This is a genomic window from Afipia sp. OHSU_II-C1 (assembly GCF_000497575.1).
Lineage (GTDB): Bacteria > Pseudomonadota > Alphaproteobacteria > Rhizobiales > Xanthobacteraceae > Afipia.
This window is the reverse complement of the sequence record NZ_APJI01000010.1, coordinates 218,350-232,833: the sequence shown is the minus strand read 5'-3', so window position 1 is coordinate 232,833 and position 14,484 is coordinate 218,350. Positions and strand designations below refer to the sequence as shown.

At 63.7% G+C, this 14,484-nt stretch carries 15 protein-coding genes and 1 tRNA gene; 10 read left to right on the top strand and 6 right to left on the bottom strand.

Going from position 1 to position 14,484, the window contains the following annotated elements:
* Nucleotides 1–83 precede the first annotated feature (83 nt).
* Nucleotides 84–620, top strand: coding sequence for a dTDP-4-dehydrorhamnose 3,5-epimerase family protein (locus tag I554_RS0110675; RefSeq protein ID WP_192817741.1), 537 nt, complete (start codon nucleotides 84–86; stop codon nucleotides 618–620).
* Nucleotides 617–1,903, top strand: a complete 1,287-nt coding sequence (locus tag I554_RS25980) for a glycosyltransferase family A protein (RefSeq protein WP_192817740.1) — start codon at nucleotides 617–619, stop codon at nucleotides 1,901–1,903. The genes I554_RS0110675 and I554_RS25980 overlap by 4 nt, the downstream gene beginning before the upstream one ends.
* A 12-nt stretch (nucleotides 1,904–1,915) precedes the next feature.
* Here I554_RS25980 and I554_RS0110665 read toward each other — a convergent pair whose 3' ends face one another.
* From I554_RS0110665 to I554_RS0110640, 6 genes are all read right to left on the bottom strand, one after another.
* Nucleotides 1,916–2,170 carry a hypothetical protein gene (locus I554_RS0110665; RefSeq protein ID WP_024576849.1) on the bottom strand — a complete coding sequence of 85 codons (255 nt, stop codon included), beginning with the start codon at nucleotides 2,168–2,170 and terminating at the stop codon, nucleotides 1,916–1,918.
* Between the two features lie 122 nt (nucleotides 2,171–2,292).
* A complete protein-coding gene (locus I554_RS27255) occupies nucleotides 2,293–2,469 on the bottom strand; it encodes a hypothetical protein (RefSeq protein ID WP_192817739.1) in 177 nt (58 codons plus the stop codon).
* A 130-nt stretch (nucleotides 2,470–2,599) separates the two neighbouring features.
* Nucleotides 2,600–2,675 (bottom strand) — tRNA-Thr (locus tag I554_RS0110655).
* Nucleotides 2,676–2,804: 129 nt separating this feature from the next.
* Nucleotides 2,805–4,490: a heme biosynthesis HemY N-terminal domain-containing protein gene (locus I554_RS0110650; protein WP_024576848.1), complete on the bottom strand. Its 1,686-nt coding sequence runs from the start codon at nucleotides 4,488–4,490 to the stop codon at nucleotides 2,805–2,807.
* An 8-nt stretch (nucleotides 4,491–4,498) separates the two neighbouring features.
* Nucleotides 4,499–5,713, bottom strand: coding sequence for a hypothetical protein (locus tag I554_RS0110645; RefSeq protein WP_024576847.1), 1,215 nt, complete (start codon nucleotides 5,711–5,713; stop codon nucleotides 4,499–4,501).
* Nucleotides 5,714–5,816: 103 nt separating this feature from the next.
* Entirely contained in the window at nucleotides 5,817–6,548 is a 732-nt protein-coding gene (locus I554_RS0110640) for a uroporphyrinogen-III synthase (protein ID WP_024576846.1), read from the bottom strand.
* 130 nt (nucleotides 6,549–6,678) lie between these two features.
* Here I554_RS0110640 and tsaD point away from each other — a divergent pair, with 130 nt between their 5' ends.
* From tsaD to I554_RS0110600, 8 genes are all read left to right on the top strand, one after another.
* On the top strand, nucleotides 6,679–7,761 hold the full coding sequence (gene tsaD, locus I554_RS0110635) for a tRNA (adenosine(37)-N6)-threonylcarbamoyltransferase complex transferase subunit TsaD (RefSeq protein ID WP_029659488.1): 1,083 nt from the start codon (nucleotides 6,679–6,681) through the stop codon (nucleotides 7,759–7,761).
* A gap of 61 nt (nucleotides 7,762–7,822) precedes the next feature.
* On the top strand, nucleotides 7,823–8,803 hold the full coding sequence (locus I554_RS0110630; RefSeq protein WP_024576844.1) for an NAD(P)H-dependent glycerol-3-phosphate dehydrogenase: 981 nt from the start codon (nucleotides 7,823–7,825) through the stop codon (nucleotides 8,801–8,803).
* 11 nt (nucleotides 8,804–8,814) lie between these two features.
* Nucleotides 8,815–9,228, top strand: coding sequence for an EVE domain-containing protein (locus tag I554_RS0110625; protein WP_024576843.1), 414 nt, complete (start codon nucleotides 8,815–8,817; stop codon nucleotides 9,226–9,228).
* Entirely contained in the window at nucleotides 9,225–9,896 is a 672-nt protein-coding gene (locus I554_RS0110620; protein WP_024576842.1) for a 50S ribosomal protein L11 methyltransferase, read from the top strand. The genes I554_RS0110625 and I554_RS0110620 overlap by 4 nt, the downstream gene beginning before the upstream one ends.
* A gap of 167 nt (nucleotides 9,897–10,063) precedes the next feature.
* Nucleotides 10,064–12,016, top strand: a complete 1,953-nt coding sequence (gene acs / locus I554_RS0110615) for an acetate--CoA ligase (RefSeq protein ID WP_024576841.1) — start codon at nucleotides 10,064–10,066, stop codon at nucleotides 12,014–12,016.
* Nucleotides 12,017–12,048: 32 nt separating this feature from the next.
* Nucleotides 12,049–12,438 carry a Kazal-type serine protease inhibitor family protein gene (locus I554_RS0110610; protein WP_024578275.1) on the top strand — a complete coding sequence of 130 codons (390 nt, stop codon included), beginning with the start codon at nucleotides 12,049–12,051 and terminating at the stop codon, nucleotides 12,436–12,438.
* 20 nt (nucleotides 12,439–12,458) lie between these two features.
* The gene (locus I554_RS0110605) at nucleotides 12,459–13,586 is read left to right on the top strand and encodes a kelch repeat-containing protein (protein WP_024576839.1); all 1,128 of its coding nucleotides are present in this window, start codon (nucleotides 12,459–12,461) and stop codon (nucleotides 13,584–13,586) included.
* Nucleotides 13,587–13,821: 235 nt separating this feature from the next.
* Nucleotides 13,822–14,334, top strand: coding sequence for a L,D-transpeptidase (locus I554_RS0110600; protein ID WP_024576838.1), 513 nt, complete (start codon nucleotides 13,822–13,824; stop codon nucleotides 14,332–14,334).
* The last annotated feature ends 150 nt before the right edge of the window (nucleotides 14,335–14,484 follow it).

The following is a 14,484-nucleotide window of genomic DNA, read 5'->3' as shown; positions in this document are numbered from 1 at the left end:
CTACGGCCGATGGCGCGCCTCGCAAGTCCGTAATAGTGTCCAGTCAGCAGGCAGGCTAACAACCGCGCTGAATGATGGATGCAATGACACACGCGATCGCCGGAAGCGACCTGATGTTGGCCAAGCAGTCGGCCGTTGATGCACAGGGCGGGTTGCGGGACGCCCCGATCGACGGCGTCGAATTTCGCCCGGCCCGGCCGGTCCCGCATAGCGACGGCCATATGTGCGAGGTCGCCCGGGCAAACTGGGACATCATCAAGTCACCGATCGTCCAGGTTCATGTCACCACAACGCTTCCCGGCCGCGTCCGCGCCTGGGGCCTGCATCAGCAAACAACCGACCGGCTGTTTGTTGTGTCGGGCCTCGTCAAGATTGTCGTGTTCGACGGCAGGAAGGACTCTCCGACATTCGGCAAGCTTAACGATTTCATGATCAGCGAACGCAATCCCGCGCTTCTGACGATTGCACCCAATCTGTTTCACGGCTGGAAGAACATCGGCCAGACCGAAGCCCTCATCATCAACATGCCGGACAGAATGTATAACCACGAAAGCCCCGATGCCCTCGACCTGCCGTGGGATTCCGAGGCCGCCGCCGCAACGGTGCCATACCATTGGTGACCCGGCCCGCGATTACTGTCGTCATCCCGACCTATAACTGGAGCGCCGCACTTCGCTGCGCCATTCGCTCGGTGCTGCTGCAAACCGAACAGAACTTTGAAATCCTGGTGGTCGGCGACGGCTGCACCGACGATTCGGCGGATGTGGTGGCGTCGTTCGGCGATGCCCGCATCCGCTGGCACAACCTCGACCGCAACTACGGCTCGCAATGGGCCGCGAACAATTACGCGATCGAGCATGCAGCCTCGGACTGGATCGCCTATCTCGGCCACGACGACATCTGGTACCCGACGCATCTGGAAGCGATCCTGCGCGCGGCCAAAGAACATGACGCCGAAGTCATCACCAGCGTGATGGCGCTCTACGGCCCGCCGGATTCCGGCATCCGTGGAATAGCCGGCCTGTTCTCGTCCGGAAGCTATTCGGCCAGCGACTTCGTGCCGCCGTCCGCGTTCGCCCACAAGACATCGATTTACGGCGACGGCATCAAATGGCAGGATCCCGCCTCAGTCACCGTGCCGATGGATGCTCTGTTCATGAGCCGGGCCGCCATGGCGGCGAAGCGCTTTGCTTCCACCCGCGAACTGACCTCGTTCAAGTTCAACGCCGCATGGCGGCGGGATTCCTACAAGATCAAGTCCACCGACGAGCAACAGCGATTGCTGGAACGGATTCAGTCGGATGCCGATTTCCGGTCCCGGGAATTGATCGACATCATGGATGCCGTCGTCAAAGGCAAGTTCCTGAAAATTGAAATGCCGGCGCAAGGCGTCGAACCCGGTTCGGCCGTGCGCCTCAGCCGCAAGAACAAGGGGGCCGACAGCCGGTTCTCCGCGTCGGAGATGCAGCGCGTCACCGGCAAGACCCGTTTCGATCTGACCCGGCAGGACATGCCATTCGAATGGTACCACGTCGAAAGGCACCCGCGTTACAAAACCTTCCGGTGGAGCGGACCAAGCCGCCGCTCCACCATCGACCTGCCGGTTTATTTCGAGACGGACCTGCTGATCAGCATCATTGCCGTCAATTCGCTGGCGCCGCCCGAGACAATCCGGGTTCTGCTGCGGGACCAGCCGCTGCCGCATCGCATCCGGAAGAAACTTCTCGGCGGGTTCGTCATCGAGGCCGAAGCGCGCGTTGCCGATGTTCCGCCGTCAGATCGCGATTTCGGAATCACGCTCGAGGTCGATGCGACGCGCCGTCCCCGCGACACCGGAATGGGCGACGACAACCGGTGGCTCGGCGTGGCTGTGGCGCGCATCGAACTTGAGCCGCTGAAGTGATCCGTTCAGCCATCAACATCCCCGGCAGATGCTCCTGAGAGAGCGCGAAAGCGCTTCATCTTCCGGGCTCCTCCGCTCCAGCGGGACCGCCGGCGTTGCCTTCGCAGCCACTTCCGCCTTCTTTGCTTCAAGCGCCTTGGCCTGACGATCGTAGCAGGCTTCCCTCTCCGGTTTTGGACCGATGAAGCGGCACTGTTCGACCTTCGCGTGGCCCGGAGAAACTCCGATCAGGGCGACCGTCATGATTATGGCTTGAGAAAACTTCATCGGGATATCCGCCGCGATCTGCAGACAGCGACACGTCACCTTTGATCGCCGGTCAGTTCGCACAATATCGTTCCGCGAACGAGAACCCAGCTCAAAATTCAGGAGCGCGGTTCCGGCAGGCATCAGCCGATCAGCCACACGCCCTTGTGAATGTCGAAGCGCACGAGGCCCTCGTCGCGCATCTTCAATAGCAGCGCCTGACAGTCTTCCTGATTCTTGATGTTGACGCGCTTCATCACGTCGAAGATCTTTAGCGGCTTCTCGCGAAGGGCGGCCAGAATCTTTTCCCGATCGGTCATTGCTGTTCCTTTGCGGTAGCCGAATTCGTTTGCGAGATAGCGTCGGCCTCACTCCTCCAATGGAAGATGGATCGCCGAGCAGGCAACGCGCCCCATGAGCGAGTCGAATGTGCTGCGGTGCCGGGAGAAGTGGTGCCGCCTATAGGATTCGAACCTACGACCCCCTCATTACGAATGAGGTGCTCTACCAGCTGAGCTAAGGCGGCGAAACACGCGAAATTTGTATCCGCACCTGATACTGGCCAGAGCCTCGCTTTGCAACATCAGCGGCATCCGCGAGGCGCTTTTCTGACATCAGATCGGCTCCCGTGCCAACTATGCCAGCCAACTCCTAATCAACTGACAAAACGGGACAAAAAGCCCTTCCAGCCGCCGGGCTGCGCCGGTTCCGGCTGGACTGGGTCGTCGAATTCATCATCCCGCGCCTCATCGGCAACGCCGGGGTCGTCCGGAGCGCGAACGATCGGGATAACGGCGGGGATTCGTGGCGCGTCCGGCTTCTCAATCTCGCGCCGGGGGCGAAATACCGGTGGCGGCACATTGGCGGTCACGGCCTCGGCAGGAGGCGATGCTGCCGGTACAGCAGCGGGTGCCGGGGATGATGTCACGGACGCTGGCTCGTTATCCTGCAATGTGACGGCTGGCGGCGGCAGCGTCACAGCCGGACCGGCTTCCAGAACCGGCGGCAAGTCAGGCTCGGCGGCAACCTCGGCCTCAAGCACCGGCGCTTTCTCCGAGGGGAGAGCCGCGACGGGGGTTAACCACTGGAACGCATCGAGCCGTCCGGTCACGGGCGACACCGGACGCCAGTGCTCGGACACGTAGCCATCGGCGGTCCATGCCGGATCGAGCGCGGCCCGCACCGCGCGCTGCATCCAGACGCGCGCGCTGCCCCCATCGCCATGCTCGGCCCGCTCCAGCTCGGCCATGAGGATCGCGACCCGCTGGGTCGGCGCATCGATGAAGGGCGCCAGCGCCTCACGCGCGCGGGCGAAATCGCTGGAATCGATGGCGGCGCGAGCCACCGCAAGCGCACCCTCGATGTGACCGGGCGATCGCGCCGCAAGCTTCTCCACCCGCGCCAGCCGCTGCACCGCAGAGTCGCCGAGCCGCACATGCGCGTAAGCATCCGCAAGATCGGGATGCGGCTGTGCGGCCCACGCCGTCTCGATCACCTGCATGGCCCGGCGGGTCTGGTTGTTCTCGCTGAGAAATTTCGCCGCGAGTGTCGCGGCGGGCACCAGCGTCGGCGCGAGCTTCACCGCCTCGGTCACGCTGGCGCGGGCCCGGTCGCGATCGGAGGTCTCAAGATCGAGCGCGCGCGCGGTCAGAAGCACGCCGCGCTGGCGCTTGTAAGGAGCCGGATCGATCAGTCCCGCCGCCAGATTGTTTTCGAGAATCTTCAGCGCACCGTCCCAGTCGCCTTTGCTGCAGCGGAAGCCGAGCACGGCGTGCGATGCCCATGCCGAGGCCGGCGCGGTCTTCAGGGCTTCTTCGGCCAGCGCCACGGCAGCGTAAGCATCGTCACGACGCTGCGCCTCGACGAACAATCCGCGCAGGCCGAGCAGCCGTGTGTCCTTGCGCTCCGCCATGGCGTGAAACGCGCGCTGCGCGCCCTCGCGGTCGCCATCGAGTTGCGCGGACTGCGCGTGCAGCAGCATCGCCAGCGGATCCTGATGCGCCAGCCGCCTGGCGACATCGGCATGGCGGCGCGCCGCGAAATGATCGCCGGTGCCGATTGCGATCAGGCCCTGGGTGATGGCGTTGCGTCCTTTCGCGTGACGGCGTTCGCGGCGGAGCCGCCGCAAGCGCTCGGGTGCATTCAGGAAGCCACGGATAATGGCCCAGACCAGCATCGCAGCGAACACGACCAGCACGAGCGCCAGCACAAGCACGGGCAATGACGTATCGATGCGCCAGGCATTCCACGACAGCGTGACATCACCGGTCTGGTCGGCGATCACGGCAGCGCCGAGCGCGACGACACCGACCAGAAACAGAAAGAGAATGATACGGATCATGAAACTGCCTATTTCGAGATCGCGGCCAGTGTGTCCATGGTGAACTGCTCAAACGCCGCGCGCGCCTTGTCGCGGCCCTCGACCTTTGCGATCCAAGGCCGCACCGGGACGCGATCCGACGGCGACAACTGTAGCAGCTCCCGCTTCGCTTCGTTCACATCACCGCGCTGTGCGGCAGCAGTTGCACGCGCGATGACGCCTGCAGGGCCGCTGGCCAGCGCATCGGTGCGCTGAATGCGTATCAGCTTTGCGAAACTTTGCTGTAGGCGCTCGACAATGCCGGACGGCGCGGGCTGTGCTGCGGGCTTCGGCGCGAGTTGCGGCAGCAGCGCAAGCAGTTCCTTGCTCAGGGCATCGTCGGTGGGGAGACCCGCCGTCGCAAAGCCGTCGAGCGCCCTCAGCGCATCGGCATCACCGGCAACAGCACGCGCAGCAGCAAGTTCGGCGGCGTAGGGCAAGCCACGGGTCACGGCTTTATCGAGGTGGATCAGCGCATCGAGCTTGCGCACCTTCGGATCTTCCGCCGGCGGTTGCGGTGCAGGCGGAGGCACAGCGGCAGCGCTCAGCGCCGCGGTGGCACGTTCGATCTTGGCAAGACGCTCTTCAATAGCCGACGTATCGACAGCAGCGGTCTTTGGCTCTCCTGTCATAACGCCTTGCGGTGATGCGGACTTGATTTCGCTGATTGCGGCGGCAGCCTTCTCGTTTTGCCCGCGTACGGCGGCGAGATCGCTGCGCAACGATGCCAGCGATTTCTCGACTGCGTCGATACGCGCGATGATCGCAGGATCGGCAACCGGACGCGGCGCGGGCTTTGCCGCATCCGATTCAACCTTCGCCAGGCGCGTGCCAAGATTGGTGATGTCGGCCGTGTTCGCTGCGATACCGTCCGTGAGCGGCGCGGTTGAGACCGGCGCGGGCTTCGGGGGCCAGCCTGCGAGCGTGGCCACGCCGATCGCAAGCAACGCGGCCACCGCGCCCGAAACAGCGGAAAGAAATACCGACGAAACGCGCGATGGATTGGGCGACGACGCAACAACAGGTTCAGCAGACGCATCGGAAGACGGCTCAGACTGATCCTGCTTCGGCGCGCCGGCATCTGCGTCCGGCGCAGACGGACTTTCCGATACGTCGGACGCTGTCAGGTCGATGGTGGGCGGGGGCCGCTTGTTGACATCGCCACCGGGCAAGATACCGGCCTTGTCCTGCTTGTCGTCGTCCATCGGAACTCACTCCTGTCACGCTCGCGGCGGACTCTAGCAGATTCTGCGAACGCCGCTCGCGTCCAGAAGCCATCCGGAAGGTTACCTGCCGGTTACCTGAAAGCTAGTTGGACGATGCTTTGAGCGTCCTGTCCAGCACATCGAAGATCGCATTCTCATCCGGCGTACGCGCCACCGCCACCTGCGTTGCCCCCGACTCGCGAAGCAAACCCGCCACCGTCTCGGAGATGCAACATTGCGGCACCGCGAGGGCAGAAATTTCAACGCCGTCTGCCCGCGCCGCATCAAGATAGGCGCGCGCGCTGCGCCGGGAATAATGCAACACCGCCTGAATCCCGCCCGCGCGGAACGCATCACCGACGCGCGCGGCAAATCCGGTCACCGGAATCATCCGGTAGGTCGTATGGGTGATCACCGTAAATCCGCGCGCACCAAGATCGGCGGCAAGATCGTGCGCGAGGTCGGCGCCGGCGAGATAGCAAAGCGTCGCCCCTTTCTTCAGCGTCTTGATGACAAGATCGACGAGCGATTGCGCGTTGCCCTGCGCGCTGGCGACCTCACGGAACCCTGCCGCTCGCGCGGCGGACGCGGTATGCTCCCCGACCGCGAAGGCGGGCAGTCCGAACAGATGGGTGCGGGAAGAGTGATCCAGGATGGCGCGGATCGCATTGGCGCTGGTCACGATCACGGCGTCATAAACCGCGTCGTCTTCATCATGAAACGGAATTTCCTCGAACCGCAGCATTGGCGACAACAGCGCGTCATAGCCCCGCGCCCGCAGGGCAGCCGCCGTTCTCTCATTGTCCGGAACGGGACGTGTCACAAGAATGGCCATTCAAGATGCTCCGCGCGGGTCGATGCTGTGCTGAATCACGATAGCCCGCCTGACGATTCCACGTTATGAACCCCTTGAATGACGCCGGATCGGCGATCGAAGCAAGAGCTGGAAGAAAGCAGGGACCAAATTGGCAGGCAAGCTGGTGTTGGGGATCGAGACCACCTGCGATGAGACCGCGGCCGCCGTGATCGAACGGCAGCGCGACGGATCGGGGCGAATTCTGTCCAACATCGTGCGCTCGCAGATCGATGAACATGCACCGTTCGGCGGCGTTGTGCCGGAGATTGCCGCCCGCGCCCATGTCGACATGCTCGACGGTATTATCCGCGCAGCGATGAAAGAGGCGAATGTCGGCTTCGGCGATCTCAGCGCCGTCGCCGCGGCGGCAGGTCCCGGCCTGATCGGCGGCGTGATCGTCGGCCTGACCACGGCGAAGGCGATCTCGCTGGTTCACAACACGCCGCTGATCGCGGTCAACCATCTTGAGGCGCATGCGCTGACCCCTCGCCTCAACGTGCCCCTGATGTTTCCCTATTGCCTGTTTCTCGCATCGGGTGGCCACACCCAGATCGTGGCGGTGCTCGGCGTCGGAAAGTATGTCCGGCTTGGCACCACGGTCGATGACGCCATGGGCGAAGCCTTCGACAAGGTCGCGAAGATGCTGGACCTGCCTTATCCCGGCGGGCCGCAGGTCGAGCGCGCTGCCGCGCACGGCAATCCGGAGCGCTTCGTGTTTCCGCGTCCCATGGTGGGGCGGCCTGACGCGAATTTCTCGCTCTCCGGGCTGAAGACCGCCGTGCGTAATGAAGCAACGCGCCTGATGCCGCTCGAGCCGCAGGACGTGGCCGATCTGTGCGCCGGATTTCAGGCTGCCGTGCTCGACCTCACCGCCGACCGGATCAGCGTCGGGCTGCGCCTGTTTCAGGAAAAATTCGGCCCGCCCCGCGCGCTGGTCGCGGCCGGAGGCGTTGCCTCCAATCTCGCGATCCGCAGTGCGTTGCATGACATCGCGGCCCGCGCCCAGACCATGCTGATTGTTCCGCCGCCGGCGCTCTGCACCGACAACGGCGCGATGATCGCCTGGGCCGGCGCGGAACGTCTTGCGCTTCGGATGGTGGACGCCATGGAAACCGCACCCCGCGCCCGCTGGCGGCTCGATGAAACGGCATCGACACCGGCGAAATTCGCCAACACGCGTGCGAGGCACTAGGCATGATGCCGAAAAGTGGAAACCGGCTTTCGGAAAAAATCGTGCTCCAAAGTTATCGACCATGATCGCACATCAAAGCATTTCGATTGTCGGCGCCGGGGCGTGGGGCACGGCGCTTGCGAACGCCGCGGCACGCGCCGGACGCGATGTCGTTCTTTACGCCCGCGATAGCGCCGCGGCCGAAACGATTGCGCGCACCCGCGAGAATCCGAAACTGCCGGGCATCCAGCTCGCGAAGACGGTCTCTGTCACCAGCGATCTTGCCGAAGCCGGAAAAGCCAGCGCCATGCTGCTGGTCACGCCTGCGCAAAGCCTGCGGCAGGCAGCGACGGCGCTCGCGCCTCATCTTGCACCGGATACACCCGTCATCATCTGCGCCAAGGGCATCGAGCGCGGCACACATCGGTTCATGACGCAGATCGTCGCAGAGGTTCTGCCGCGCGCCGTTCCCGCGATTCTGTCCGGACCGAGTTTCGACGTCGATGTCGCACGCGGACTGCCGACGGCCGTCACGCTTGCAACCGGCGACGAGCAGCTTGCCAAAGCGCTGGTCCAGGCACTCGGATCGGCGACATTCCGCCCCTATCATTCAACGGATGTGCGCGGTGTCGAGATCGGCGGCGCGGCCAAGAACGTGCTGGCGATCGCCGCCGGGATCGTGGCCGGCAAACAGCTCGGCGCATCGGCGCTGGCGGCGCTGACCACCCGCGGTTTCGCGGAACTGATGCGGCTCGGCGTTGCCTGCGGCGCCAGGCCCGAGACGATCGCGGGATTGTCGGGGCTCGGCGACCTGCTGCTGTCCTGTTCCAGTTCCCAATCGCGCAACTTTTCCTACGGCATCGCGCTCGGACGCGGCGAGACGCCGCCGCGCGGCAAATTGGTCGAAGGCGAATTCACCGCGCCTGTCTTGATTGAACTCGCCAGCGAAAAGAATATTGAAATGCCGGTCGCCAATGCGGTCGCTGCGGTTCTCGGCGGCGCCCTGACCATCGATGAAGCGATCGAAATGTTGCTGACACGGCCGTTCAGGGCCGAGGGATAAAGGAAACGGCAATGGCGTACTGGCTCGTAAAATCCGAACCCTCCACATGGTCGTGGGATCAGCAGGTCGCAAAAGGCGCCAAGGGCGAAGCCTGGACCGGCGTGCGCAACCACACCGCCAAGCTCAACATGATGAAAATGAAGAAGGGCGACCGTGCCTTTTTCTATCATTCCAACGAAGGCAAGGAGATCGTCGGCATCGTCGAAGTTATTCGCGAGCACTATCCCGATCCGACCGACAAGACCGCCAAGTTCGTCTGTGTCGACATCGCCGCCGACAAACCCCTCAAGAAGCCTGTACCTCTTGAAGCGATCAAGACGAACGAGAAGCTCGCGGAGATGGATCTCGTGAAGTATTCCCGGCTGTCGGTGCAGAGCGTGAAGCCGGATGAGTGGAAACTGATCTGCAAGCTGGGCGGCGTGTGAACGCGCCCGTCATCGCCGACAAGGACGCGTTTATCCGCGCCAACACACGGCTGCGCGCGGTGCCGCTGACGCCGGAGATTTCGCTGCTGCTGGCCGACGAGGCCGTGCCGCTCTGGCACAAGACCGAAGAGGAAATCGGCGAAGCCGGATTGCCGCCGCCGTTCTGGGCCTTTGCATGGGCCGGCGGTCAGGCGCTCGCGCGTCATGTCCTCGACAACGCGGATCTGGTGCGCGGCAAGGCCGTGCTCGACCTCGCCAGCGGATCGGGCCTTGTGGGCATCGCCGCGATGAAGGCCGGCGCAGCCTTGGTGACCGTCGCCGACATCGATGCATTCGCCTGTGCGGCCGCAGCGCTGAACGCCGCCGAAAACGGTGTCACGCTGTCGACATGCCAGGATGATCTGCTGGCGGAGCCGCGCGGCCGCTGTTGGGATGTCGTCCTGGCCGGCGATATTTTTTACGAACGCGACACCGCGCAGCGCGTGTTCGATTTCCTGCTCGGCCACGTTGCGCGCGGCGCGACCGTGCTGATCGGCGACCCCGGCCGCAGCTACCTGCCCCGCGACAAATTGCGCCGCATCGCGGACTACAGCGTCCCGGTGACCCGCGATCTCGAGGACGCCGAAATCAAGCAAACTGCGGTCTGGAGCCTGCTGCAGCCGGCCTGAAATCCGGTGTCATCCCCTTCATATGCTTTGGGAAATCCGAGGTCCGACAAAAGTCCTAGTTGCCGCAGCTTGTCGCTGATGTATGCACAGGCGCATAATAACAAAACAAGAAGAAGCTGCGCGCATGTTGCGACGCGGACGGCCTGCGTGGAGGAAATGAGGAAGCCATGTCCGATAAAATTTACGACGTATCCGCGGAATGGGCGAAGCGCGCCTTTATCGACGATGCCAAGTACCGCGAGATGTACGCGCGTTCGGTCAAGGACCCCAACGGCTTCTGGGCTGACGAAGCCTCCCGCCGCCTCGACTGGATTGAGCCTTTCACCAAGGTCGAGAACGTCTCGTTCGCGCCGGGCAACATCTCGATCAAGTGGTTCGAGGACGGCGTCCTGAACGCGGCCTATAACTGCGTCGACCGTCATCTCGAGACGCGCGGCGATCAGACCGCGATCATCTGGGAAGGCGACGATCCGTCGGAATCGAAGAAGATCACCTATCGCGAACTGCACGACGAAGTCTGCAAGATGGCCAACATCCTGCGGCTGCGGAACGTCAAGAAAGGCGATCGCGTCACCATCTACCTGCCGATGATTCCGGAAGCGGCCTACGCGATGCTGGCCTGCGCGCGGATCGGCGCGATCCATTCGGTGGTGTTCGGCGGCTTTTCGCCCGACTCGCTGGCGCAGCGCATCAAGGACTGCAAATCCAACGTCGTCATCACGGCCGACGAGGGTCTGCGCGGCGGCAAGAAGGTGCCGCTCAAGGCCAACCTCGACGCGGCCATCGCCAAGGTCGGGGGCGTCGACTGGGTTGTCGTGGTGAAGCGCACCGGCGGCAAAGTCGAGATGGACCCGGTGCGCGACGTCTGGCATCACGAAGCCGCGGCAATGGTCGACACCGATTGTCCGGTTGAGCCGATGAACGCGGAAGATCCGCTGTTCATTCTCTACACATCTGGTTCGACCGGTCAGCCCAAGGGCGTGCTGCACACCACCGGCGGCTATCTCACCTTCGCCTCGATGACGCATCAGTACGTCTTCGACTATCACGAGGGCGACATCTACTGGTGCACGGCGGACGTGGGCTGGGTCACCGGCCACAGCTACATTCTGTATGGACCGCTCGCCAACGGCGCCACCACACTGATGTTCGAAGGCGTGCCGAACTATCCGGACAATTCCCGGTTCTGGAACGTGGTCGACAAGCACAAGGTCAATATCTTCTACACCGCACCGACCGCGATCCGCGCCCTGATGCAATCCGGCGACGATCCGGTGAAGAAGACCTCGCGCGCCAGCTTGCGCCTGCTCGGTTCGGTCGGCGAGCCGATCAATCCTGAAGCTTGGGAGTGGTATCACCGCGTGGTCGGCGATGGCCGTTGCCCGATTGTCGATACCTGGTGGCAGACCGAGACCGGCGGCATTCTCATTACGCCGCTGCCCGGCGCGATTGCGCAGAAACCGGGTTCGGCGACAAAGCCGTTCTTCGGCGTGGTGCCTGAAATCGTCGATGCCGACGGCAAGGTTCTCGAGGGCGAGGCGCAGGGAAATCTCTGCATTGCCAAATCGTGGCCTGGCCAGATGCGTACGGTCTACGGCGATCACGCGCGTTTCGAACAGACCTATTTCTCGACCTACAAGAACAAGTACTTCACCGGCGACGGCTGCCGCCGCGATGCCGATGGCTATTACTGGATCACCGGCCGCGTCGATGACGTCATCAACGTATCGGGCCACCGCATGGGCACGGCGGAAGTCGAAAGCTCGCTGGTCGCGCATGATGCGGTGTCGGAAGCCGCCGTGGTCGGCTACCCGCACGACATCAAGGGTCAGGGCATCTACGCCTATGTGACGCTGATGAAGGGCGTCGAGCCGACCGAGACGCTGCGCAAGGAACTGGTCGCGTGGGTGCGCAAGGACATCGGCCCGATCGCCTCGCCGGATCTGATCCAGTTTGCCCCGGGCCTGCCGAAAACGCGCTCCGGCAAGATCATGCGCCGCATCCTGCGCAAGATCGCGGAAGACGAATCCGGCGCGCTCGGCGACACATCGACGCTGGCCGATCCCGCGGTGGTGGACGATCTGGTACATAACCGGCAGAATAAGAAGGCCAGCGCCTGACGCTGGGGTAGCGCCGGAGGTCTTCCTTGCGAATGCCCCTCACTCGCCTGACTGTTGTATTCCTGATCGCCATGCTCGGCATGGCGGTCGGGCCGGGACAAACAAACGCGGCCAATCTCGGCGAAGCCTGCGGCGGCGCCGCCAACATCACCTGCAATTCGGCCCTGTGGTGCCAGAAGACGACAGCTGGTCAATGCAAGACCGCTGATGCGGCTGGCCAATGCGACAAGGCGCCGGCCTTCTGCATGCAGATCCACCGGCCGGTTTGCGGCTGCAACGGCAAGACCTACGCAAATGATTGCGAGCGCCAGAAGGCCAGGGTTCAGCTCGACTATATCGGCGCGTGCCCCAAAGAGCCGAAGGCAAAGGACGAGAAGGCGGTGAAGCCGTCCAAGTCAAAGGCGCCGAAGAAACAACAATAATCACGCCAGGAGACGCCGGCATGGATCGCAGAACGTTCCTTGCAGGGACCGCATCGCTCGCGCTCGGCGCAACAGCGGTGCACGCGCAGCACACACAACATCAGCACGCGCCGCTGCCGCAGGCCCCACCGTCGTCCGAACCTTTCACCGGCCTTCGCACCAACGCGCCGCATCACATCTCGCCGGACGAACAGGCACAGCGCGTCACGCAAAGCCCTGCGCCACAGGGGCCGCCCGGCCGCTGGGTGACCCGCGCGGCGCTGCCGCTTCCCCGCAGCGAAATGGCATGGGCCACCGAATGGGCGGGGCGCGCGCATATCGTCGGCGGTTACGGCGAAGGCCGGGTCGATCGCACCTATCATCACATCTACGATCCGGCCAAGGACGCCTGGTTCGACGGCGCGCCGTTGCCGCGCGGCGCAAACCATGTCGCCGTCGCCGCCGATGCCGGTCGCGTCTACGCGCTCGGCGGCTTCATCGAACAGAATCGCAATCCCGATCACAACGCCTACGCCTACGACGTCGCGGCCAATCGCTGGGACAGGATCGCGCCGCTGCCGCGTCCGCGCGGTGCAGGTGCCGCAGTGGTGCTGAATGGCCGCGTCCATCTGATCGGCGGCGCGTCGGAACCGACCATGGAACGCGCGAGCGTCGGATGGCACGAGGTCTACGATCCGAAGACCGACAAATGGACGACGCTGAAAGCGCTGCCCGGTGCACGCGATCATGTCGGCTGCGTCGCGTACAATGGACTCATTCACATCGTCGGCGGGCGTTTCAACACCTTCGAATACAACACCGAACTGCATCATGTGTACCTGCCGGACCGCGACACATGGGAGACGCGTGCGCCATTGCCGACCACGCGCTCGGGTCACGGGCTTGTGGTGTACCGCGACCGGCTGTTCGCAATGGGCGGCGAAGCCGGTCTCATCTCCAAAGGCCAGATCACGCAAGGCAAGGTGTTCGGCCAGATGGAGAGCTACGATCCGAAGACCGACACATGGCAAAGCCACGCACCGATGCCGACGCCGCGTCATGCGGTCGGCGCGGTGACGATCGGCGACTGGATCTATGTCGCGGGCGGCGGCGCCGTTACCGGCGGCGCGGTGCAGTCCGCGGTGCACGAAGCCTTCACGCTCGCCTGAGCGCCATCGGCCACACTCACAAAAATGTCACCCGTTCCCGCCGCCTTTGGGCGCGGGTGTTGTTTTCCGGGCATTTACTTTGCCGCGGGAATTTTCTTCTTAAGGTCGCGTTCGATCCGCCCATGGGGTTCGCGGAAACCGCCTGTTGAAGCCTCTGCCCCAGACTGGCGAATTCGATCAGGGTTCCGCGGCCATGCATGGGCCTGCGATGCTTGAAAGTGTTTTGGAGGTTGCAATGTTGCATCAACTCGCGGTGGCTTTCACCGTCACCATGGCCATCGGCCTGTCAGGAACCGCGGCGCAGGCTGCGCCATCGCTGGTGGCCTCTCCCGACGGCTATGCGCCGGGCACCATTGTGGTGAAGACCAACGAACGCAGACTCTACCTTGTCCTCGGCGAGGGACGCGCGTTGCGCTACCCGGTCGGTGTCGGCAAGGCCGGCAAGCAGTGGGCCGGCGCCACCCGCATTGATGGAAAATATCGTCAGCCGGCATGGTCGCCGCCTGCGGACGTGAAGCGCGACAATCCGAGCATCCCGGACGTCATTCCCGGCGGCTCACCATCCAATCCGATGGGCGTCGCCGCCATGACGCTGGCCGGCGGCGAATACGCGATCCACGGCACCAACCGTCCGAACTCTGTCGGCGGCTATGTCTCTTACGGCTGTGTGCGGATGTACAATCAGGACATCAGCGATCTGTTCGAGCGCGTCGAGGTCGGCACGCCGGTGGTGGTCACCTCGCGCTGAGGTCCCGTTTCCGGGAATGCAAAAAGCCGCGTCATGACGCGGCTTTTTTATTGGCCGGCGACGTCTCCCACCGTCATTGCGAGCGAAGCGAAGCAATCCACTCTTGAGAGAGAAGCTGGATTGCTTCGTCGCTACGCTCCTCGCAATGAC

Excerpts from the sequence above, each read along its gene's own strand:
- I554_RS0110665 (WP_024576849.1), bottom strand. The coding sequence starts at position 2,170 with ATGAAGTTTTCTCAAGCCATAATCATGACGGTCGCCCTGATCGGAGTT.
- I554_RS0110650 (WP_024576848.1), bottom strand. The coding sequence starts at position 4,490 with ATGATCCGTATCATTCTCTTTCTGTTTCTGGTCGGTGTCGTCGCGCTC.
- I554_RS0110625 (WP_024576843.1), top strand. The coding sequence starts at position 8,815 with ATGGCGTACTGGCTCGTAAAATCCGAACCCTCCACATGGTCGTGGGAT.
- I554_RS0110645 (WP_024576847.1), bottom strand. The coding sequence starts at position 5,713 with ATGGACGACGACAAGCAGGACAAGGCCGGTATCTTGCCCGGTGGCGAT.
- I554_RS0110675 (WP_192817741.1), top strand. The coding sequence starts at position 84 with ATGACACACGCGATCGCCGGAAGCGACCTGATGTTGGCCAAGCAGTCG.
- I554_RS0110600 (WP_024576838.1), top strand. The coding sequence starts at position 13,822 with ATGTTGCATCAACTCGCGGTGGCTTTCACCGTCACCATGGCCATCGGC.
- I554_RS0110630 (WP_024576844.1), top strand. The coding sequence starts at position 7,823 with ATGATCGCACATCAAAGCATTTCGATTGTCGGCGCCGGGGCGTGGGGC.
- acs (WP_024576841.1), top strand. The coding sequence starts at position 10,064 with ATGTCCGATAAAATTTACGACGTATCCGCGGAATGGGCGAAGCGCGCC.
- I554_RS0110605 (WP_024576839.1), top strand. The coding sequence starts at position 12,459 with ATGGATCGCAGAACGTTCCTTGCAGGGACCGCATCGCTCGCGCTCGGC.
- I554_RS0110640 (WP_024576846.1), bottom strand. The coding sequence starts at position 6,548 with ATGGCCATTCTTGTGACACGTCCCGTTCCGGACAATGAGAGAACGGCG.
- I554_RS27255 (WP_192817739.1), bottom strand. The coding sequence starts at position 2,469 with ATGACCGATCGGGAAAAGATTCTGGCCGCCCTTCGCGAGAAGCCGCTA.
- I554_RS0110610 (WP_024578275.1), top strand. The coding sequence starts at position 12,049 with ATGCCCCTCACTCGCCTGACTGTTGTATTCCTGATCGCCATGCTCGGC.